Below are 22,051 nucleotides of genomic sequence, written 5' to 3'. Positions count from 1 at the left end.
AACGCCCGGCGGGTTTATCACCGCAGGGCGTTATTTTTTCTTTTTAAAAAGGAAGTATATACCAATGAGAATTAGAAGGACAGGCCAAAATTTCCAAACTAGACTCATCCCATTCTGCAATAATCCGAAATACCCGGCAATCTTATCATAAAAAAGCAGCAATACAGCAACAATAAGAAAAAGGAAGGCTTGAAATAACCCTGATCCTGTTTTTTGAAAACGCAAGAAAAAGCCAATTGAAATAATCAGGATTAACATGCCAATCGTATTTTGCGGCCAGAAGGAAACGTGGCCAACCAGATGAAAGTGAAGGCCGAACCCGGTCATAATGACTCCCGGAAGAACTGCTTCGGACTCATTGCCAGAAAAGCCTTGGCCTAAAAAGGCAATCCCGACAATGATCATAAGCGTAGGCCAGGTAAAAAATGCAGGGAACAAAGTCATTCCGATTTGCTGTAATAAAAAGTAAGCACCAAAACCGATTAAAATGATTCCAGGAAAAATTCTTTGACTTTTCATTAAAAAACACCACTTCCAGTAAGGTTCACTTGAAACTAGTCTGTTTTTTTGATACTGTACATAAGGAAGTATTCCTATTTAACCAACTTATTCATTTTTCTATATTAACATATAGTGTCGTTTTATGTTCACATTTTTCGTGTTCTGACGGAAAATGTTCATGATATAATCAGTCTAGTTATTACTGTAAACATATTGGGGGTGTCCAAAACAAATGCATATTCTAGCAATCGGTCTAAATTATAAAACTGCCCCTGTTGAAATCCGCGAGCGGTTAACTTTTAATGAAACTGATGTTATGGATGCCGTCAAAAAATTAAGCACAAAGAAAAGCATCCTGGAAAATGTTATTTTATCAACATGTAATCGGACGGAAATCTACGCGGTCGTTGATCAATTGCATACAGGCCGTTACTATATTAAGGAGTTTCTCGCTGATTGGTTCGGAATGGAACAGGCGGAGTTCTCTTCGTTTCTTTTTGTTTATGAAGATGATGGTGCGGTCGAGCATCTATTTAATGTAACCTGTGGATTGAATTCCATGGTTTTAGGGGAAACACAAATTCTTGGACAGGTTCGCACAAGCTTTATGAATGCCCAAGAGCACGGAGCAACAGGTTCGGTCTTTAACCATTTGTTTAAGCAAGCCATTACCTTAGCAAAGCGTGCGCACTCAGAGACAGAGATTGGAGCTAACGCAGTATCTGTCAGCTATGCGGCAGTTGAACTGGCCAAGAAAATTTTTGGTTCTCTTGCCAATAAGCATGTGTTGATTTTTGGTGCCGGAAAAATGGGCGAATTAGCTGTTCAAAACCTGCACGGCAATGGTGTAAGAAAGGTTACGGTTATTAACCGGACTTATGAAAAAGCGATGGACCTTGCCGGACGTTTCGACGGTGAAGCAAGGACCATCGATGAATTGCAGAAATTGCTTGTCGAGGCCGATATTCTAATCAGCTCAACAGGTGCGAAGGATTTTGTCATTACAAAAGAGATGATGGCGGCGGTTGAGAAAAAGCGGAAAGGCAAGCCACTGTTTATGGTCGATATTGCCGTGCCGCGTGACTTGGATCCGCAAATCGCAGAACTTGAAAACGTCTTTTTATATGATATTGACGATCTAGAGGGAATTGTTGAGGCCAATCTTCAAGAGCGGAAGAAAGCAGCTGAAAAAATCATGCTGATGATTGAAAAGGAAGCGGTCGACTTCAAACAATGGCTTGGCATGCTTGGTGTCATTCCGGTTATTTCAGCACTCCGGGAAAAAGCACTCGCCATTCAAGCTGAAACAATGGAAAGTATTGAACGGAAGCTTCCAAATTTATCCGACCGCGATAAAAAGGTCTTAAACAAGCATACAAAGAGCATCATTAACCAGCTCTTAAAAGACCCAATTTTACAGGCGAAGGAATTGGCGGCAAGACCGGATGCCGAACAGGCAATGGACTTATTCATGAAAATCTTTAATATCGAAGAGCTGGCAAAGGAACACCATTCAAAAACAGCCGAAACGAATAAATTAACGGTTGCAGAAGCACAGGCTTCTTTTTAAATGGGGGCCTCGGCTATGTATGATGTCTTGATGACGAGGCTGCACGAATTTACGGTTGTTCTTTATGCCTTCAGTGTTCTTTTATATTTTTTCGACTTTATTCATCATAACCGGAAGGCAAATCGGATTGCCTTCTGGTTACTTGCATTTGTATGGGTTTCGCAAACTGTATTTCTTTTTTTCTATATGATGAAAACAGGAAGGTTCCCTGTCTTAACCATTTTTGAGGGGCTCTATTTTTATGCCTGGGTATTAATAACATTGTCAATTGTTATAAATCATTTATTACGAGTTGACTTTATTGTGTTTTTCACGAATATCCTTGGCTTTACGGTCATGACAATTCATACGTTTGCACCTATGCAATATCATTCCCATGTCATGGCTAAACAGCTGATATCCGAGCTGCTATTAATTCATATTACAATGGCAATACTGTCATATGGGGCCTTTTCATTATCATTTGTTTTTTCAGTGTTGTACCTACTTCAATATGATTTATTAAAAAGGAAGAAATGGGGTACAAGACTGATCCGTCTTGCCGATTTAGACAAACTTGAAAAATCATCTTACATATTAGCAATAATCGGCGTTCCAATGCTTCTGTTAAGCTTAATCTTGGGCTTGCAATGGGCGTTTCTGAAGCTTCCGGGAATGCCTTGGTATGACATTAAAATTGTCGGTTCCTTTATTTTACTCACAGCGTATAGCATTTATTTATATTTGCGGACAGTGAAAAATCTCTCGGGAAAGAAATTGGCGATTTGGAATGCCGGTTCTTTTCTAATTGTATTAATTAACTTTTTCTTATTTGGGCAACTATCATCATTCCATCTATGGTACTCGTAAATTAGGAGGCAGTCATGAGAAAAATTATTGTAGGATCCAGACGCAGCAAGTTAGCTTTAACACAAACCAATTGGGTGATTGACCAACTGAAAAAAATTGACCCCCGCTTTGAATTCGAGGTCAAGGAAATCGTCACCAAAGGTGATAAAATTCTAGACGTTACCCTTTCCAAGGTCGGCGGTAAAGGTCTTTTTGTAAAAGAAATTGAGCAGGCGATGCTTGATAAAGAGATTGATATGGCCGTCCATAGCATGAAGGATATGCCGGCTGTATTGCCTGAAGGGCTAACTATTGGCTGTATTCCGTTCCGTGAAGACCATCGCGATGCGCTGATTTCCAGGGACCATGTGAAATTAGCTGATTTAAAACCAGGTGCGATTATCGGAACAAGCAGTCTGCGCCGCAGTGCCCAGCTTTTGGCGAAACGCCCTGATTTAGAGATTAAATGGATCCGCGGCAATGTTGATACTAGATTGGCAAAATTGAAGGAAGAAGAGTACGACGCCATCATTTTGGCGGCAGCAGGCCTATCCCGCCTCGGCTGGGCGTCTGATGTTGTCACTGAGTTCTTGGATGCTGATATCTGCATTCCTGCGGTTGGTCAGGGAGCTCTATCTATCGAGTGCCGTGAAGATGACCGTGAACTTCATGAACTGTTTGAAAAATTCACTTGTAAGAAAACTGAAAGAGCAGTTCGGGCAGAGCGTGCCTTCCTGCAAAAAATGGAGGGTGGCTGTCAGGTGCCGATTGCCGGCTTTGCGCGTGTCGAGGATAACGATGAAATTGTCTTAAATGTGCTTGTAGGTTCTCCAGAAGGCCAGGAAATTTTTAAAGAAGAAGTACGCGGGCAAAATCCGGAAGAACTCGGGATTAAGGCGGCAGACCTTTTGATTGAAAAAGGAGCGAAGGATCTGATTGACAGGGTAAAGCGGGAGCTGGAGGGTCAATGAGCCCCTCCCTGCCTTTATTGAATAAAAAGGTACTTGTTCCGCGCGGGGAAGGCCAGGCGAAATCATTTTCTGAGCTTGTTGAGAGATACGGCGGGATTCCGATTGAAATTCCGCTGATTGCCTTCCGCCCGATTGAAAAAAACCAGCGCCTTCAGGAAATCCTAAAGGTGCTGGATACATATGACTGGATTATATTTACGAGCAGTGTCACGGTGGAGACGTTTTTTTCGTTTGTTGATCGTATTAGGGCGGAATTCCCAAGGGTAGCGGTTATCGGCAAAAAAACTGAAAAAGTACTTAAGGAAAGAGGCATACGGGTCAATTTTGTTCCCACTGTCTACGTGGCTGAAGAATTTGTTGAGGAATTTTTGCCTCAAGTTAAGCCGGGCATCCGGGTTTTGCTGCCAAAGGGTAACCTTGCCCGTGAATACATTGCAACTGGTTTACGAAAGGCCGGGGCTGTGGTGGACGAGCTGATTATTTACGAAAACTACATGCCTGAGGAAAGCCGAGAGAAACTTGCGAAGATGCTTTCCGAGCGGGAGCTGAACATTTTAACTTTTACGAGCCCATCGACGGTGGACCACCTGATGGACGTGGTTGGGGAGTATGGGCTTGCCGACCATCTGAATGGGTGTATCATCGCCTGCATCGGACCAGTTACCGAGAAAAGGCTGCTCGAATACGGGCTGCCGATTCATGCCTCTCCGGAGGAGTATACGGTGGATGAGATGGTTAAGAGCGTTATTGTTTTTTTGGAAAAGAAAGATTGATGGCTGATCCTCAAGTTGGGGCTGGCTATCCGCAAGTAGGGAAGGGTTATCCGTAAGTTGAGAGGGTTATCCGCAAGTTGGAGAGGGCTATCCGCAAGTTGAGAAGGGTTATCCGCAAGTTACATATTAAATTAGCTAAATTTAATGGAGGTATACACAATGGAACTTCAATTTTCACGTCATCGCCGTTTACGTTCAAGCGCCAGCATGCGTGCGCTTGTTAGGGAAAATCATTTAAAGGCGGACGATTTCATCTATCCGCTGTTTATTTATGAAGGGGAAAATATCCGTAATGAGGTATCTTCCATGCCTGGAGTATATCAAGTATCAATGGATCACCTCCATGCCGAGATGGAAGATATCGTTGCTCACGGTATCAAAGCCGTTCTATTATTTGGTATTCCAGAAACAAAGGATGAGTGCGGCACAGGAGCGTTCCATGACCATGGTATTGTTCAAGTTGCCACTCGCTATATTAAGGAACATTTCCCCGAAGTTTTAGTTGTTGCGGATACCTGCTTATGTGAATATACAAGCCACGGTCACTGCGGCGTCGTTGAAGGCGAAAAAATCCTTAACGACCAATCATTAGACCTGCTTGTAAAAACAGCTATAGCTCAAGCCCAAGCTGGCGCTGATATTATTGCACCGTCAAACATGATGGATGGATTTGTGGCTGCCATCCGCGCAGGATTGGATGAAGCTGGATTTACTGAAATTCCTGTCATGTCTTATGCGGTTAAATATGCATCTGCATTCTACGGACCGTTCCGTGAAGCGGCTGAAGGTGCACCGCAATTCGGTGACCGCAAGACCTATCAAATGGACCCTGCTAACCGCATGGAAGCATTCAGAGAAGCAGAATCAGATGTGGCGGAAGGGGCAGACTTCTTAATAGTGAAGCCAGGCATGCCATACCTTGATATTGTTCGTGATATTAAAAACAACTTTAATTTGCCGGTTGTTGTTTACAACGTCAGCGGTGAATATGCGATGATCAAAGCGGCTGCGCAAAACGGCTGGGTTGACGAGAAAAAGACTGTTCTTGAAATGTTAATGGGCATGAAGCGCGCAGGTGCGGATTTAATCATTACCTACCATGCCAAAGATGCAATCCGTTGGCTGAAGGAAGAAGAATAATATTTTTTGAAAAGAGGGAAAAGGATGCGTTCGTATACCAAATCGATTGAAGCATTTAAAGAAGCCCAAACATTGATGCCTGGCGGTGTAAACAGCCCGGTTCGCGCCTTTAAATCCGTCAACATGGACCCTATTTTCATGGAACGCGGCAAAGGTTCGAAAATTTATGATATCGATGGCAATGAATATATTGACTACGTACTTTCTTGGGGACCGCTTATCCTTGGACATTCCAATGACCAAGTAGTTGAAGCGTTGAAAAAAACTGCCGAGTCAGGTACAAGCTTCGGAGCGCCGACGCTATTGGAAAACAAACTGGCCAAGCTTGTGCAAGACCGCGTACCATCAATTGAAATTATCAGAATGGTCAACTCGGGTACGGAAGCTACAATGAGTGCCTTAAGGGTTGCCCGAGGATATACCGGCCGGAATAAGATTTTAAAATTCGAGGGCTGCTACCACGGCCATGGTGATTCATTATTAATTAAAGCAGGATCCGGAGTTGCTACACTTGGTTTGCCTGACAGCCCAGGTGTACCTGAAGGTGTTGCTTCCAATACAATCACAGTCCAATACAATGACCTTGATGGGGTAAAGTACGCATTTGAACAGTTTGGCGATGATATTGCTTGTATCATCGTTGAACCAGTTGCAGGCAACATGGGACTTGTTCCTCCACTGCCAGGGTTCTTGCAAGGACTACGTGATATTACCACTGAATACGGGGCGCTGTTGATTTTTGATGAAGTTATGACTGGTTTCCGTGTCGGCTACAATTGTGCTCAAGGGTACTTCGGTATCACTCCGGACTTGACCTGTTTAGGAAAAGTAATCGGCGGCGGTCTTCCTGTCGGCGCTTACGGTGGCCGTGCGGATATTATGGAACGTATCGCACCAAGCGGCCCGATTTACCAGGCGGGTACGTTATCCGGAAATCCGCTTGCCATGACTGCGGGCTATGAAACCTTAAGCCAGTTGACACCAGAGCACTACAATGAGTTTATCTGTAAGGGAGATATCCTTGAAAAAGGTATTAAGGCTGCTGGGGAAAAATATGGAGTTCCAGTTACCTTTAACCGTGCTGGTTCGATGATTGGTTTCTTCTTCACGAATGAAGAGGTCATCAATTATGAAACAGCCAAATCATCCAATTTGGAGTTCTTTGCCGAATACTACCGCCAAATGGCCGACCAAGGCGTATTCCTGCCGCCATCTCAGTTTGAGGGATTATTCCTATCAACCGAGCATTCGGATGAGGATATTGAAAAGACGGTTAAGGCTGTTGAGGTTGCTTTTTCGAAGCTTAAATAGAATTTGTTTTTATAAGAAGGCAGTGGATTAAATTTAAAATTAGTCCACTGTCTTTTTTGTGGTAAAATATGTAACAATATATTATTTTTTTGTAAAGTATAGTAATTACAAGACAATATCGCCGGGGAAAAGAGGTTTAACGGTAATATAAAAGGTTCATAAGACCAAATCGAAGTGAGAACAAGAGGTGAAGTGGTCTTATAAAAGGTTCATAAGACCAAATCGAAGCGAGAACAAGAGGTGAAGTGGTCTTATAAAAGGTTCATAAGACCAAATCGGAGCGAGAACAAGAGGTGAAGTGGTCTTATAAAAGGTTCATAAGACCAAATCGGAGCGAGAACAAGAGGTGAAGTGGTCTTATAAAAGGTTCATAAGACCAAATCGGAGTGAGAACAAGAGGTGAAGTGGTCTTATAAAAGGTTCATAAGACCAAATCGAAGCGAGAACAAGAGGTGAAGTGGTCTTATAAAAGGTTCATAAGACCAATCGAAGAGAAACAAGGGCTCCAGGGTCTTATAAAAGGTTCATAGGACTAAATCGAAGTAAGAACAAGGGTTCAAGTGGTCTCATAAAAGGTTCATAAAGCCAAAGCGTCGTAGAAAAAGTCGTAGGAGAAGCGGGTGCAAAAAATGATAGAATACTATATTGACGGTTCAACCAAGGAACACACCATCGGAGTAGGAATCGTAAGGGTAAACGAATTTGGTTTCATAGAAAAACACCATTTTAAAACTGAGCATATCAGTCCTACCTCAAATATAGCAGAAGGCTATGCATTAGAAAAAACAATTGAATTAATAAAAGAAAACGACATCGATAAACATGAAATCATCAACATCTACACCGATAGTCTAAAAATATTTCAAACACTCATGTACAACGAAAACACCGAGTTTACTAGAGGTAATTTTTTTGTCAAACAAGAGTCTAATAGCTACCTCCAGCATTTAAGAAGCCTATACATAGCATTGATATCGAGAAACGCCCAGTATCCTTTATATTACTGCGACAAAACAAAAGCGCCCCGGCCCCTTATTAAAATATTTTTTAAAGACCAAGCGGTAGATAATAAATATTTACAGGAGGCCCACTCATTAAGCCGGACTTATATTAAGGAAGAACCCGTCCCAATTAAGGTAGAATTAAAAGCGGTTAAAGAGAATACCAAGTGGGTCATAGTAAAGAACAATAAAGATGTTGTCGCGGAAAATAAACGGCCAATAATTGCCCTTTCGGACGCTCTAAAAAAGACCGATGCACACACAAAGCAAATCAAATTGTGCCCCCAATTAGAAACTATTTTAAAAAATACAATGAAAAACAAGTTATCTAATGGCTCAATGAAATCAGCCATTAAAATAATCGAAGATTATAAATCTTTGATAAACCATTAGAACAACCCAGCTCTCCCATTAGGGGAGTTTATTTTTTTGCCTCTTTTCTGCACAATCCATCTTTTTTATTCATAAATAAAAATTTCCCCTCATAAAGTGTAAGTGACATAGTGATTTTGCATTAGGAAACGAAAGGAGGAGTCGCTTTGTCTCAGGAGAATCAATCGTACCTAAGATTTTCTGTGGAGGAGTCCCTGTGGTTTAGAAAAGGACAGGAAGTCGAAGAGCTTATTTCCATTTCCTTAGACCCGGATATTACCATCCAGGAAAACGATCAGTACGTCACCATACGCGGTTCGCTGGAGCTTTCCGGCGAATATAAATGCTACAAGGACCAAGAGGAAGGAAATGAAGAGGGTGCTGTCTCACAGAAGTTTGTAGAACGGGTGGCCGAGCGTGAGGAGGGAGTAGCTGAATTTACACATCGATTCCCGGTTGATATCACGATTCCTAACAATCGAATTCAAAGTGTGTATGATATCGATGTCCTTGTGGAAACGTTTGATTATTCCATGCCTGAGCGCAGCTGCTTAAAGCTGTCAGCAGAGTTGACCATCAGCGGCCTCTATGGAAATGAGCAGCAACAGCAACAGCAGCAGGAGGAAGAGCCTGAACTTGAACTCCTGTACCGCGCAGGAGCCGAGGAAGAGGAGGAAGAATACGAATTCCCTCAACCAACAGCACAAAGCCCGTATCAAAACAATTTCTTATTCCAGACGGAAGCACGTAAACCGCAGGAGGAAGAACAGAGCACAGATGCATTTCCAAAGTTCCCAAACTTTAATTATCAACCTCAGGAACAAACTCAGGAGCAGCAGGAATATCGGCCGCCTTGGCAGTACCAGGAGTATAATGCCGAAGCAAATGAACCTGCATGGCGTTATCAGGAGAGAAAAGAAGAAAAACAGCCTGTAGAGGTTGAAGTTCAGTTTGAGGAAGAGATCATTGTGGAGGAATCCCCAGCAGTAGTCGTGGAATATGAAGAGGAAAGCTCGTCATCTTCATCGTCATCTGAAGAGGAGCCAAAGCAAAAGAAGAAGCTGTTTGGTGCCAAGAAGAAATCGATGACCCTGACAGAATTCTTTGCCCGAAAGGACGAAGGTTCTTCGCAAACAAGGTTAAAGGTTTGTATTGTTCAAAGAGGGGATACGGTAGAAAGTTTATCTAAACGTTATGATGTTTCTGTTCAAAATCTCCTTCGTGTTAACAATCTGGAATTGAACCAGGATGTTTATGAAGGTCAAGTATTATATGTTCCGGCAGCCTTTGCCAAAAAATAACCAGACCTTAGAAGGTGAGCGGGTTCGAACGGGGCCTGCTCTGCTTTCTTTTTATGCCCTTTTGCTTTTCTAAATGAAAGAGAGTGAATTCTCATGAATGACTCGAATAGGCTGGAGACCCTTACGCCGATTTTGGAGAACTACCAGGTAGAGCCGTATTTTGTAGAGGATTTTGGCGGCATTCAAAAAATTTATTCTAACAAAGGTACCTTTGCCCTGAAAAAAATCCCCCCAGCCTTAGGGACTGATTTCATTCGGCATGTCCATTATCTCTATCAAAAAGGCTTTAACCGGATTGTTCCTATATATCCTACAATGGACGGCAGATATGCGGTATTGCATGATAATAATCTTTACTATCTTATGCCTTGGATGGCGAACGACCAAAGAGAAGACCACCAGTACAAAAGCCAGCAGCTTTTTCGCGAATTGGCCCGGCTTCATACCCTTTCCGCAAAGGAAATCGAAGTAAACAAGGAGGAGCGGGCAGAGCATTACGAAAAAACCTTGCAGCTGCTTGATAAAAATCAAGAATTTCTTGATGGCTACATTGATTTTTGCGAAAAGAAAACCTATATGTCACCATTCGAACTGCTGTTTTGCCTATACTACAATGAAATCAGCCAGGCGCTCCGGTTTTCAAAATCAAAATTTGAAGAATGGTATGAGAGCACAAAGGAAAATGAGAAAGCCCGAATGGTGGTTGTCCATGGGAAGCTTTCATCCGATCATTTTCTTTATGATGAACGGGGATACGGCTTTTTTATTAATTTTGAAAATGCCCGTTACGGCTCACCAATCCATGACCTGCTCCCATATGTATCAAGGACTTTAAACACAAGTCCGAAACGAAACGATGACGTGATCGGTTTGGTGTATCATTATTTTAAATATTTTCCGTTTAAGCCGGAGGAAAAATTATTATTCAACAGCTACTTGGCCTACCCAATACCCATCATCCAAATGGCAGAAAAGTATTATCGGAAGCCTCGTCCGAAAAATGAGTTAAAATATGTCCGCCAGCTGCAGCATCGCTATTGGCATTTAAAAAATACCGAATATATTGTGATGCGGATGACGGAAATCGAGAACCAACAAAAAGCAGCCCAAGAGGCAGCCCAGCAGGCAAAAGAAGGAGCCCAATAGCAGGATTCATCTGCACATAGGGCTCCTTAAATAATTTCAAAATAAATGGAAATGGCAATGACGATAAAAAGGGATAATAACAAGACATCAAAAATAGTTGGCAGAAAAATAGTTCGTATAAACTGAAAGATAATAAATGGGACCACCAGCTGTCCGGACAATCTCCGAAACGTTCTAAACCAGGGACGGTGTTTATACTTATGGAAATTCTTCACCCCAAACCCCCCCTTTCCCAATTTACCCTTATCATATGTATATTCGAAAATTTGTGTGAATGCCCCAAAACCTTTCCAAAAATCACCGAATTAGAAATTGAAAAATAATGTAACTTATAAAGCGCCTATTTAACATCAATTAAAAAATAATTCTAATTCAAAATTATGAGCAAGCCTGTGCCTTTTAACATATAGTATAAAATACAAAAAACAAGGATATCCTGATTGACGAAGGCCCTGTTTTTTGGGTAGTATTATATATAATTGAAAAATAAAGCTTTGACAGGGAAGAGTACGGTGAAAGCCAGCTTTTAGAGAGGGGAACCATTAGCTGAAAGGTTTCCTAAGCGGAGCATCGGAAAGTCGCCCAAGAGCTTCTTCTGTGAACAGGTCAAAAGGCTCCAGTAGTAGAAGACGGATGAAATCCGTTATCCGATGAAGTGCCAATCATCACTATGATTGGAAAAAAGGTGGTACCGCGAAGCAACTCCATTCGTCCTTTTATGACGAATGGGGTTTTTTGTTGTTTCTAGAAAGACAAAGGAGGAAAATTCAGATGGAAACAAAAGAAATTACGATGCCGACCAAATACGACCCGCAAACCATCGAAAAAGGTCGTTATGATTGGTGGCTGCAGGGGAAATTTTTCGAAGCAAAAGATGATGAGGGAAAACAGCCATATACAGTCGTTATCCCACCGCCTAACGTTACTGGAAAACTCCATTTAGGGCATGCATGGGATACAACTCTTCAAGATATCATCACACGCATGAAGCGGATGCAGGGCTATGATGTTCTTTGGCTTCCGGGTATGGACCATGCTGGAATCGCGACCCAGGCAAAGGTTGAACAAAAGCTTAAAAGCGAAGGCAAAAGCCGTTATGACCTTGGCAGGGAAAAATTCGTTGAGGAAACATGGAAGTGGAAGGAAGAGTATGCTTCCCATATCCGTGAGCAATGGGCAAAGTTAGGTTTAGGACTTGACTATTCCCGCGAGCGTTTCACTCTCGATGAGGGACTTTCTAAAGCGGTTCGCGAAGTATTCGTTACTCTTTACAACAAAGGCTTAATCTACCGCGGCGAATATATCATTAACTGGGACCCATCCACAAAAACGGCCCTTTCTGATATTGAGGTTATTTATAAGGATATTCAAGGTGCCTTTTATCATATGAAGTATCCGTTAGCTGACGGTTCCGGCTACATTGAAGTAGCAACAACTCGTCCGGAAACGATGCTAGGGGATACAGCGGTTGCTGTTCATCCGGAAGATGACCGTTACAAGCACTTGATTGGCAAAACGGTTATCCTGCCAATCGTTGGCCGGGAAATTCCGATTGTGGGCGATGATTATGTTGATATGGAATTCGGTTCTGGGGCTGTTAAAATTACTCCTGCCCATGATCCGAACGACTTTGAACTAGGCAACCGTCACAATCTCGAGCGTATATTAGTCATGAACGAAGACGGGTCTATGAACGAAAAGGCCGGTAAATACCAAGGTCTTGACCGTTTCGAATGCCGCAAGCAAATTGTTAAAGACCTTCAAGAACAAGGCGTTCTGTTTAAAATTGAAGATCACCTGCATTCCGTTGGCCATTCTGAGCGCAGCGGGGCAGTAGTAGAGCCTTATCTTTCTACACAATGGTTTGTTAAAATGCAGCCGTTGGCAGATCAAGCAATTGCACTTCAAAGCAAGGAAGAAAAAGTACACTTTGTTCCAGACCGTTTCGAAAAAACATACCTGCACTGGATGGAAAACATCCGCGACTGGTGTATTTCCCGTCAGTTATGGTGGGGACATCGCATTCCTGCTTGGTATCACAAAGAAACAGGTGAAGTATTTGTCGGTCATGAAGCGCCAGCTGACAGCGAAAACTGGGAACAGGACAAAGACGTATTAGATACTTGGTTCAGTTCAGCGTTATGGCCATTCTCGACTATGGGCTGGCCAGACAAAGAAGCGGCTGATTTCAAGCGGTACTTCTCAACGGATGTTCTTGTAACAGGCTACGATATCATCTTCTTCTGGGTATCGAGAATGATATTCCAAAGCTTAGAGTTCACCGGTGAGCGTCCATTTAAAGATGTTCTCATCCATGGACTTGTTCGTGACGAGCAAGGCCGTAAAATGAGTAAATCGCTTGGAAACGGTGTTGACCCAATGGAGGTTATCGACAAATACGGTGCAGACGCCCTAAGATACTTCCTATCCACTGGTTCATCACCAGGCCAAGATTTGCGTTATAGCACAGAAAAGGTTGAAGCAACCTGGAACTTTGCCAATAAAATTTGGAATGCTTCCCGTTTTGCTTTAATGAATATGAACGGTCTCAGCTATGATGAAATTGATTTCAGCGGGGAAAAATCTGTTGCCGACAAATGGATTCTAACACGCTTAAATGAAACAATCGAACATGTGACAAAGCTGTCAGAGCGGTATGAATTCGGTGAAGTTGGCCGTGCCCTTTATAACTTTATCTGGGATGACTTCTGTGATTGGTATATTGAAATGGCGAAGCTTCCTTTATACGGTGAAGATGAGGCGGCTAAGAAAACAACCCGTTCCATTCTTGCCTATGTTTTAGACCAAACAATGAGATTATTGCATCCGTTCATGCCATTTATCACCGAGGAAATTTGGCAGAACCTACCTCATTCCGGTGAATCGATTACGGAAGCCAAATGGCCGGAGGTAAAATCGGAGTATACAGATGAAGAAGCTGCACAGGAAATGAAGCTTCTGATGGAAATGATCCGCTCTGTACGTAATATTCGTGCTGAAGTTAACACACCTATGAGTAAGAAAATCAACATGTTGGTGAAAGCTAAGGATGAAAAAATATTATCGGCTCTTGAGAAGAACCGCAGCTACATCGAAAAGTTCTGTAACCCAGAAGAACTGCAAATGGGGCAGAACATCGAAACCCCTGAAAAAGCAATGACCGCGGTTATTACGGGTGTCGAGATTATCCTTCCGCTCCAAGGTCTGATCAATATTGATGAAGAAATTACCCGCCTTGAGAAGGAATTGGATAAATTAAATAAAGAGGTAGAGCGTGTTCAAAAGAAATTAAGCAATGAAGGCTTTATGAAAAAAGCACCTGAAAGTGTTGTAGCCGAAGAACGTGCCAAAGAACAAGACTACCTAGAAAAACGAAATATTGTAGAAGCTCGTATTAAAGAGTTAAGAGGTTAATGAAGCTGAAGGCGAATCCACTTTGGATTCGTCTTGGCTTATTTTTTTAACAAAAGGGGTGTAAGACATGTTTACTACTTATAAAGAAGCCCTTGATTGGATTCATGCAAGGCTCAGGCTCGGCATTAAACCAGGGTTAAAACGGATGGAGTGGATGATGGACAAGCTCGGCCACCCGGAAACAAAAATCAAAACTGTCCATATAGGCGGGACAAATGGAAAAGGGTCAACGGTTACATATTTGCGTTCCATGCTACAGGAAGCAGGGTATATAGTCGGTACATTTACATCTCCCTATATTGAAACATTCAACGAGCGAATTAGTGTTAACGGTAAGCCTATCACAGATCAAGAAATCCTTGAATTAACAAATGTCATTCTTCCTTTAGCAAATGAATTAGAGGAAACAGACCTTGGCGGACCGACAGAATTTGAAGTTATTACGGCCATGTCGTTCTATTATTTTGCTAATAATCCTGAAATCGATATCGTCCTTTATGAGGTCGGGCTTGGGGGACGATTTGATTCCACGAATATTGTGCAGCCATTGGCTTCACTTATTACAAACATTGGTCTTGATCATACCAACATCCTTGGCAACACCCATGAGGAAATTGCGTTTGAGAAGGCGGGAATCATCAAGGAAAGGACGCCGATTTTTACAGCGGTCAAACACCCTGGAGCACTTAAGGTAATTGAGGAACAGGCAGAGAAAAAAGAGGCACCAATATTTCGCTTAAATCAAGAATTTTCGATTGATGCTCATGAATCAATCTTAAAAGGTGAAATATTTACTTTACAAACAACGGGGGATACATTAGAAAAGCTTGAAATCAGCATGATTGGCCAGCACCAAACCGAAAATGCAGCACTTGCAGTCAGCGCAGTTCTATATTTAAACCAACATGCCAGCATTTCAGTAACTGAACAGGCTATCAGGAAGGGTTTGAAAAAGGCCTATTGGCCGGGCCGCTTTGAGGTTTTATCTGAAAACCCTCTAGTCATCATCGATGGTGCACATAATGATGAGGGAATCACAGCATTGGTTCATGAATTGTCGACCCGTTATGCCAATCGCAATATCCATATTATATTTGCGGCATTAAAAGATAAGAAGCTAGACAAAATGATAGCCAAGCTTGACGAAATTGCGGCTCAGATTTCTTTTGTAAGCTTTGATTTTCCAAGAGCGGCTAATGCTGAAGACTTGCTGAAACTCAGCCAATCTGCAAATAAATTCGCAGTCGAAGATTGGCTGCCTTTTATAAAAGAAGAAATTTCTCACCTGCCTCCCAATGACAATGACATGCTTGTCATCACGGGCTCTCTTTATTTTATCTCAGAAGCAAAGCCAATTATTTGTCAATATTTGAAAAATATGACGATTTCTCTGTGACAGAATGGCTATTTTTTGGTAAAATAAAATTATCTTGAATTAATAATAATTGGGTGAGGAGGGGAAGGAAGATGGGGGTTAAACCGCATGTCCAAACAGCAATTTATCTGATCTGGATTATGTTAGTACCAGCTGGAATGTGGTTTACCTATCAAACTTTTCCCCCGCACCTGTCCGGGAATTGGCATGAACTTATTGCTTTTTTAGCTCTTATGGCAATTGTGGCCAGTATGCCAATTATAATCAACAATGTGCCTATTTTTCTCATTCAATGGGTGTCTTTTACCGTTTTTTTAATTTTCGGCTTGTTTGTGGAAATAGTATTTACTCAGATTGCAGTACTTGTTTTGCTACTAAAACTAAGAGTTCCAAAAGAGCAGCTATTCCGCTTACCACTTAACATGATTATGTTCTTTATTGTTTCAGTCCTGAGCGGTACTGTTTATTATCTGCTTGGCGGCCAAACGACTCCGCAATTAACTGAAGATAGCGAAGCTTTTTTGTTGGCCATTTTGTATGCGGTGTTAAATTATTTTATTAATCAAGTGATTGTTTCTTTCAATCTATTTTTTATCTATAAGCGTAAGAACGCTTACTTTGGAAAAGATTTATTGGTAGAGACTTTGACGACAATTATTACTATTCCAGTCGGTGTTGTGTTATACATTCTTTATAATGAATTACGGTTATTGTCGCTTCTTTTTGTAGGGATTCCGTTCGTCAGCTTATCGGTTATTTTTAATCTCTATTACTCTAGTGAAAAAATTAATAAGTATCTGCAAAAAGCGGCTGAAATTGGCCATCAAATGGCGGAACGCCTCCAAGTTGATGATGTCGTTACCTTATTTATCCAAAAGCTTGGGGGAATGCTTCCAGTAGATTATGCCTATGTCTTTGAAGTTTCGGGTGATGAACTAAAATTGACCCGCTATGTTGAAGAAGGAAGGGTAGATCCATATAATAGGCCGCCTTTGAAAAAAAATGAAGGAATTTCCGGGATGGTTTGGGACAAGCAAAAGGCTTGTTTTTATTCACGGAAAAAGGAATGGCAGCATCACACAAGCGGAGGATATCTTCCACAGGATGCTAAAAGTATATTAAGTGTTCCAATCATGCGTAATAAACTGGTTATTGGCGTACTGTTGCTTGCTTCAAAGCAGGAACGAGCCTATGAAAAATATCAGCTGACGATTGTCGATATTCTCTGCTCGTATTTTGCCGTTGCCATGGAAAATGCCAAGCATTACGAACGCACGAAAATGCAAAGCGAACGCTGTTCACTCACTAAATTATATAATTACCGCTACTTTGAAAATGCATTAACGAAGGAGTTTGAGCTGCTAAAGCGCTTTGACCGAGATGTGATTTCGTTAATCATTCTTGACATTGACCATTTTAAAAAGATTAATGATACATATGGCCATCAAAGTGGAAATGAAATTCTAATAGATATTGCAGGAAGAATCAATAAATTAGTAGGAAGTCGCGGTACTGTTGCCCGCTATGGCGGGGAAGAATTCGTTGTTCTCTTACCTGATGTTTCCAAAGAGGAGGCCTATCAAACGGCTGAGTTAATCAGAGAATCCATCGCCAATTGGCCATTTACCCTCTATCAAACGATTGATCAGGAACAAAAGAAGCAACAGGTCAAAATAACGGCCTCAATTGGAGTGGCGACCGCACCAGAGGATGCGGAGGATGCTCTTGCCCTGATTCGACATGCGGACAGAGCACTGTATGTTGGTGCGAAACGGGCTGGGCGGAATCGGGTGGCGGAGTATTCGTCGTGTTAATTGAAAAATGATAAGCCATAAATGGGGATCCTAAAGGGTTCTCCTTTATTTTGTCTAAATTGTGGATTACTCAAAAAGTATTAATGTAATAGGATATATCTACTATTGAAATGCTATTTTTTAACTGTTAAACTACAATAAATGAAAAATATGTCGAATTTTGATATTTTATATACTTAGGAGTAAAGTATGAATAAATACAGGAAAACCTCCTTCTCACCAGCAAACTCCGAAAATGGAATGACTTTGGTAGAAATACTAGTATCGATCATTATCTTATCTATCATTATTATTTCTCTATTATCTATGTTTGTTCAGTCTTCACAAACAAATCGCGTCTCCAAGAATATGATGGATGCGACCTACCTTGCTGAATCACAAATGGAAGAGATCAATAATATGAATACTTCCACTGATTCCCCATCGATTGATAATTTGTCTTCTCAGTTATTAGCGAAAGGCTATGCGCAAGACAGCTCCTGCAGCTATTGTTATAGCATGCCAAAAAACGGCCATTATGTGTTCGTGCAATTAAAAAATGTTTCAGCTGAATTAGGCAATGTTATGGTAAGAATATACAAAGATGATAAAAAGACTTCTCAGGAAGCCCAAATGGAGCTGGTTATTTCATGGAAAAAATAGCCGAAAAAATTAAAGGAAACCGCGAACAAGGCTTTACGTTAATAGAAGTAATGGCTGGATTAACCCTCCTTTCGATAGTTTTACTCCTAGCGAACTCTGTTGACTTATTTGGGCAAAAACAGATGAACGTCCAAACCACGGAAATACAAAGCCAATCTGATGACCGGCTGGCGATGAAGCTTATTACCAAAGAAATAAGAAAGGCGCAGACAGTAGAGGTCAACAATCTCAATGAATTAACGATTGACAGTGTAGACGTTTATAAGCTTAATGGAACCACGTTATTAAAAAATAGTGAGGCATTTATTTCTAATATCAGTAAGTTCACGGTGTCAAAAAACGGAAATAAAATTACCTTAACGATTGGTAAATTGCCCGAAACCAATATTTATTTAAGAGAATAGGTGAGCAGGATGAAACAATTTTTGCTTAGAATAAAGAGAGTAAACAACGAGCGGGGCGCAGCTTTAATTGTTGTATTAATGGTTTTTTTGGTCATCTGTATTTTGGGGGCAGCGATTACCGGACTGGCAGCAAATAACATGAAAATGAGCTCGAATGAACGATCATCGCAATCCAGCTATTATATTGCGGAATCGGGTGTTACCCAAAGGGTGAATGAAATTGGCCCGACACTTAAGGATGTCTATGGTCTGGCTGTTAATGGGACAGATTTCTTTAACAAAGTAGATAGCGCCCTCGAATTGGGCATAGAGAAAGAATACCGGAACTTTCAAAGCTCACTTGGACAGAATCCCGTAGCTAAGGTAAAGATTGAAAGAGTTTCGAGCGATACCATCATTTCCTACTCGAACGATTACAAAATTACTTCAGTTGGCACGATCGGGAATAGTTCAAGAAAGGTAACAAAAATCATCCATGTTGCCTGGAAACCCAAAAGCACGGTAACGATTCCTGCTGATACGGTCTTGTTTTCCAAAGATGATTTTTTAGTGAAAAACTATAAAATTACCGGTTCGGTTGGTTCAAACGGTACCATCACGCTGCAAGGTGGACAAGCCAGCATTTCAGGGAATGTATATAATAAAGTAGGCACTTCTTTAACGATGCCGGCATTTCCTACGTTTACTATTCCAGCAACGGCAGTGAACTATCAGGACACCTCTCTAAAAATGGACCATGATAAAGTATTTAATACTTTAACTGTAGCTAGCAACAGTACCTTGACAATCGATGTAGGCAAAACCAACAAGAATCTTATAGTAAATAATCTTAACCTATTAAGCTATGGGAAGATTAGAATTATTGGCGATGGCAAGCTTTCCATTTATGCCAAGAACATAACCTTGAGTGGTTACAATGTGATTAACACGGATGGAAATATTGAAAAGTTATATATATTTTTGGAGGGTTCGGGGTCTACCCTAAACAATGGATTGATTTATGGGTCCATGTACGCCAATAATACAAGCCTTACCGTTAATAACGACTCAGGAATTCAAGGGCATTTAATTACCAATGGGTCTAATATTTATATTAACGGAGCTGCACTAACGTATTCGAAAATGATCTATGCACCGAATGCAACGGTAACAATAAATGCCTCGGTAACAGGAGCAATCATTTGTAAAACGATCTCTTCAAGTGGTAACGACGATAATATCAAGTTTCAATTCGTCCAGATCAATTATGATAACTCCCCGCTTTATGTTGATAATGGGAAAGGTCTTTCTCCTGTTAAGGATATGATTACTCAAGAACCGGTAAAGGAAAGTAACTAAGGCAAAATAGGAAAAGCCAGAAGCTAGGCTTTTCCTAAATGTGATTAATAGGTAACGTTTATTCCATTTTCCGGATCAATACCCCAGCTGCCCTTTCCGCATACATTTCTTAAATTCGAATAATTGGGGAGAGGCTGCAGCTTATTATTGGAATCAACCAGATACGTATTGCCAATAATGCAAACATCGAATGCATTTCCATCCAGTGTGTCAATGCCAGTCCTTAAAAAAACATCACCAAACACAATCAATGTGCCATTACCGCCCATACTCAAACTGTCAAAAATGGTATCCCCTTGTACAAGAAGGCCGGCGTTACCACTTAGGTTTAGAATTTTTATGTAGGCTTCATTGGTAATGGAAAGAAAGGTATTTCCAAGTAATGTGCCATTTAATAAGGCAATGATATTTGTGCTAAGGACATCATTCCCGGTTAATTGAAGGTCAAGCTGATTGATCAGGCTAAAGGCAGATAAATTTGGACCTTGCTCACCTACTCTGTTTAAAGTGTTCGACTTAGCCACAACAAAATTTCCTGACAGTGTAATATTCTCATTGGCTGTTTTCCCAGTACTTTCAAAGGTGACAGGAAAACTCTCTGCATCCGTACAGGTGGACACGATATTGGCTTTAACCTTATATTTATTTTCTCCTTCGACGGTGAAAAAGTCTGACTCATACGTTAGGTCGTTGATCTTTTTAAAATTCGTGTTAGCTGCGAGGGATTCTTGTTGCAACTGCTTAAATTTTTCACAGAAATTACGATTGTAGGTTAACACAATTTGCGCATCTGTAATCAATCTGCTTTTATGCTGCAGCATTTCTTGGTCTATTTGTGTTTTTACATCAATAGCCGTTTTCTTTGTGGCAGCGTCTTCCGCTTTGACCACCAGTTGGTTGACCAGGGTCTGATAATAAGCAATGCCCATTTCTGCTACGTCGGTAACCTTATTGCGATCATCAGTTTTATGAAATTGTTTACTCGCTGTCAGGGTTGCCCCACTGAGTGCAAGCCCGAGAATCATGGAAACAGCAATGATGACCAATACAACGATTAATGTATAGCCCTTTTCGCTTTTAATTTGAATCTCCTCCTTTAATATCTTTTGATCATTGTGGTAGTTTCATAGGTTTGGCCTTCCTTGTCTTTGAGTGTAATGGTGATTTCTATCGGCTTGTTTGTTTGGTCGATGGTGACATCGCCATTTGTATACGTGGTCCCCTTGAATGTAATGGTAAAGGTGAGCAAGTCCAGGTCATTCCGATTTAATTGGTTACTTGCTGATGCATCACCGATAAAGGCTTTCTTAGCTGTTGAGTCAAAAGATAGCTTATAGCCTGTGTTTTTTAAATGGTAGCTTCGGATGGTAGAAATAATGAGATTCGTTTCTTTTTGCAAATCTGTTTTTCCTGATATTTGGGCATAGTTTTTGTTCATTCCGAAAAAAACACTAAATATTATGTAAGAAATAATCATGAGGATTGTTAATACCGCTAATATTTCAACTAATGTCATTCCTTTCTGATTATTCATGTCGTCAGCTCACTTTCGAATATAGGTATAGGTTTCAGTCTGGCTTGCTGGATTATTAGGATCGATGACCATTATCTTTATTTTGATTAATTTTACGTATGTATTTTTAGAAGGGTCAGTGTCATTAACCGTGACAGTATCGTTGGAGATAATCGCACTTACACTATAATTGGTGGTAATCGTTTTTTTGAGGAGCGCTTCAATCTCTCCTTTATCCTTCAATAAAAATGTCCCATTTGCCGGCTGCAGATTAGAGTTTACAGTTCCGTAGCTATCCGTAATTGGTGTTGCGTATAGAACTTGTCCGTTTTTGTCTTTTAAAGGCAGCTTCAATGCTTCTCTTGTCACATTTTCCTCCACCATATTCACGACCATTTGCGCCGTTTGCAGGGTGCCCAGTTTTTGCTCGTTCTTCTTGGCAAACATAGCCGACTGGGTAAAAAAGCCTAATAGAGATGTAAGGACAATAGAGAGCAGGACTATAGATATAAGAACCTCCACTAAAGTTAGCCCTTTTTGGCTTTTGAAATTTTCCAGCATAAAAAACTCTCCGCCTTCTTTTAAAATATTTAATAGTATTATACAATATTTAGTAGACGAAATTTGTCTAAATTTA

At 41.1% G+C, this 22,051-nt stretch carries 20 protein-coding genes and 1 other annotated feature; of the genes, 15 read left to right on the top strand and 5 right to left on the bottom strand.

The window, feature by feature from the left end; translation table 11 throughout:
- Positions 1-30: 30 nt before the first annotated feature.
- Positions 31-519, bottom strand: coding sequence for a LiaF transmembrane domain-containing protein (locus tag V5M37_RS22635; RefSeq protein ID WP_423799243.1), 489 nt, complete (start codon positions 517-519; stop codon positions 31-33).
- Between the two features lie 214 nt (positions 520-733).
- On the opposite strand from V5M37_RS22635, the gene hemA reads away from it, so the two are divergent.
- From hemA to ysxE, 9 genes are all read left to right on the top strand, one after another.
- Entirely contained in the window at positions 734-2,071 is a 1,338-nt protein-coding gene (gene hemA / locus V5M37_RS22630) for a glutamyl-tRNA reductase (RefSeq protein ID WP_423799242.1), read from the top strand.
- 15 nt (positions 2,072-2,086) lie between these two features.
- A complete protein-coding gene (locus V5M37_RS22625; protein ID WP_378584221.1) occupies positions 2,087-2,920 on the top strand; it encodes a cytochrome c biogenesis protein in 834 nt (277 codons plus the stop codon).
- 14 nt (positions 2,921-2,934) lie between these two features.
- On the top strand, positions 2,935-3,870 hold the full coding sequence (gene hemC, locus V5M37_RS22620) for a hydroxymethylbilane synthase (RefSeq protein WP_213144683.1): 936 nt from the start codon (positions 2,935-2,937) through the stop codon (positions 3,868-3,870).
- On the top strand, positions 3,867-4,643 hold the full coding sequence (locus tag V5M37_RS22615; RefSeq protein ID WP_423799241.1) for a uroporphyrinogen-III synthase: 777 nt from the start codon (positions 3,867-3,869) through the stop codon (positions 4,641-4,643). Before hemC ends, V5M37_RS22615 begins: the two co-directional genes overlap by 4 nt.
- A gap of 159 nt (positions 4,644-4,802) precedes the next feature.
- A complete protein-coding gene (gene hemB, locus V5M37_RS22610) occupies positions 4,803-5,783 on the top strand; it encodes a porphobilinogen synthase (RefSeq protein ID WP_423799240.1) in 981 nt (326 codons plus the stop codon).
- A gap of 24 nt (positions 5,784-5,807) precedes the next feature.
- Positions 5,808-7,094 carry a glutamate-1-semialdehyde 2,1-aminomutase gene (hemL, locus tag V5M37_RS22605; RefSeq protein WP_423799239.1) on the top strand — a complete coding sequence of 429 codons (1,287 nt, stop codon included), beginning with the start codon at positions 5,808-5,810 and terminating at the stop codon, positions 7,092-7,094.
- 620 nt (positions 7,095-7,714) lie between these two features.
- A complete protein-coding gene (locus tag V5M37_RS22600; protein WP_423799238.1) occupies positions 7,715-8,488 on the top strand; it encodes a hypothetical protein in 774 nt (257 codons plus the stop codon).
- Between the two features lie 146 nt (positions 8,489-8,634).
- Positions 8,635-9,768, top strand: coding sequence for a stage VI sporulation protein D (spoVID, locus tag V5M37_RS22595; RefSeq protein ID WP_423799237.1), 1,134 nt, complete (start codon positions 8,635-8,637; stop codon positions 9,766-9,768).
- Positions 9,769-9,861: 93 nt separating this feature from the next.
- Positions 9,862-10,914: a spore coat protein YsxE gene (ysxE, locus tag V5M37_RS22590; protein WP_423799236.1), complete on the top strand. Its 1,053-nt coding sequence runs from the start codon at positions 9,862-9,864 to the stop codon at positions 10,912-10,914.
- 26 nt (positions 10,915-10,940) lie between these two features.
- Here ysxE and V5M37_RS22585 read toward each other — a convergent pair whose 3' ends face one another.
- Positions 10,941-11,129 carry a hypothetical protein gene (locus V5M37_RS22585; RefSeq protein ID WP_213119996.1) on the bottom strand — a complete coding sequence of 63 codons (189 nt, stop codon included), beginning with the start codon at positions 11,127-11,129 and terminating at the stop codon, positions 10,941-10,943.
- 270 nt (positions 11,130-11,399) lie between these two features.
- Positions 11,400-11,633 (top strand) — a binding site (T-box leader).
- A 52-nt stretch (positions 11,634-11,685) separates the two neighbouring features.
- On the opposite strand from V5M37_RS22585, the gene V5M37_RS22580 reads away from it, so the two are divergent.
- The 6 genes from V5M37_RS22580 to V5M37_RS22555 all read left to right on the top strand — a co-directional run bounded on the left by V5M37_RS22580 (position 11,686) and on the right by V5M37_RS22555 (position 19,901).
- The gene (locus tag V5M37_RS22580; RefSeq protein ID WP_423799235.1) at positions 11,686-14,328 is read left to right on the top strand and encodes a valine--tRNA ligase; all 2,643 of its coding nucleotides are present in this window, start codon (positions 11,686-11,688) and stop codon (positions 14,326-14,328) included.
- 67 nt (positions 14,329-14,395) lie between these two features.
- A complete protein-coding gene (locus V5M37_RS22575) occupies positions 14,396-15,724 on the top strand; it encodes a bifunctional folylpolyglutamate synthase/dihydrofolate synthase (RefSeq protein WP_423799234.1) in 1,329 nt (442 codons plus the stop codon).
- A gap of 71 nt (positions 15,725-15,795) precedes the next feature.
- On the top strand, positions 15,796-17,517 hold the full coding sequence (locus V5M37_RS22570) for a sensor domain-containing diguanylate cyclase (RefSeq protein WP_423799233.1): 1,722 nt from the start codon (positions 15,796-15,798) through the stop codon (positions 17,515-17,517).
- Positions 17,518-17,706: 189 nt separating this feature from the next.
- Positions 17,707-18,159: a prepilin-type N-terminal cleavage/methylation domain-containing protein gene (locus V5M37_RS22565; RefSeq protein WP_423799232.1), complete on the top strand. Its 453-nt coding sequence runs from the start codon at positions 17,707-17,709 to the stop codon at positions 18,157-18,159.
- Positions 18,147-18,563, top strand: a complete 417-nt coding sequence (locus V5M37_RS22560; protein WP_423799231.1) for a prepilin-type N-terminal cleavage/methylation domain-containing protein — start codon at positions 18,147-18,149, stop codon at positions 18,561-18,563. The genes V5M37_RS22565 and V5M37_RS22560 overlap by 13 nt, the downstream gene beginning before the upstream one ends.
- Before the next feature lie 9 nt (positions 18,564-18,572).
- A complete protein-coding gene (locus tag V5M37_RS22555; RefSeq protein WP_423799230.1) occupies positions 18,573-19,901 on the top strand; it encodes a pilus assembly PilX N-terminal domain-containing protein in 1,329 nt (442 codons plus the stop codon).
- Between the two features lie 44 nt (positions 19,902-19,945).
- Here V5M37_RS22555 and V5M37_RS22550 read toward each other — a convergent pair whose 3' ends face one another.
- From V5M37_RS22550 to V5M37_RS22540, 3 genes are read right to left on the bottom strand one after another with little or no spacing between them, the layout of a single operon-like run.
- A complete protein-coding gene (locus tag V5M37_RS22550) occupies positions 19,946-20,947 on the bottom strand; it encodes a hypothetical protein (RefSeq protein ID WP_423799229.1) in 1,002 nt (333 codons plus the stop codon).
- 50 nt (positions 20,948-20,997) lie between these two features.
- Positions 20,998-21,435 carry a PilW family protein gene (locus tag V5M37_RS22545; protein WP_423799228.1) on the bottom strand — a complete coding sequence of 146 codons (438 nt, stop codon included), beginning with the start codon at positions 21,433-21,435 and terminating at the stop codon, positions 20,998-21,000.
- 9 nt (positions 21,436-21,444) lie between these two features.
- Entirely contained in the window at positions 21,445-21,975 is a 531-nt protein-coding gene (locus V5M37_RS22540) for a PulJ/GspJ family protein (RefSeq protein WP_423799227.1), read from the bottom strand.
- Positions 21,976-22,051: the final 76 nt, after the last annotated feature.

The sequence above is a fragment of the Neobacillus sp. SAB-20_R2A genome, assembly GCF_049568635.1.
Taxonomy (GTDB): Bacteria; Bacillota; Bacilli; order Bacillales; family Cytobacillaceae; genus Neobacillus; species Neobacillus citreus.
This window is presented reverse-complemented; position numbering and strand designations above follow the sequence as displayed.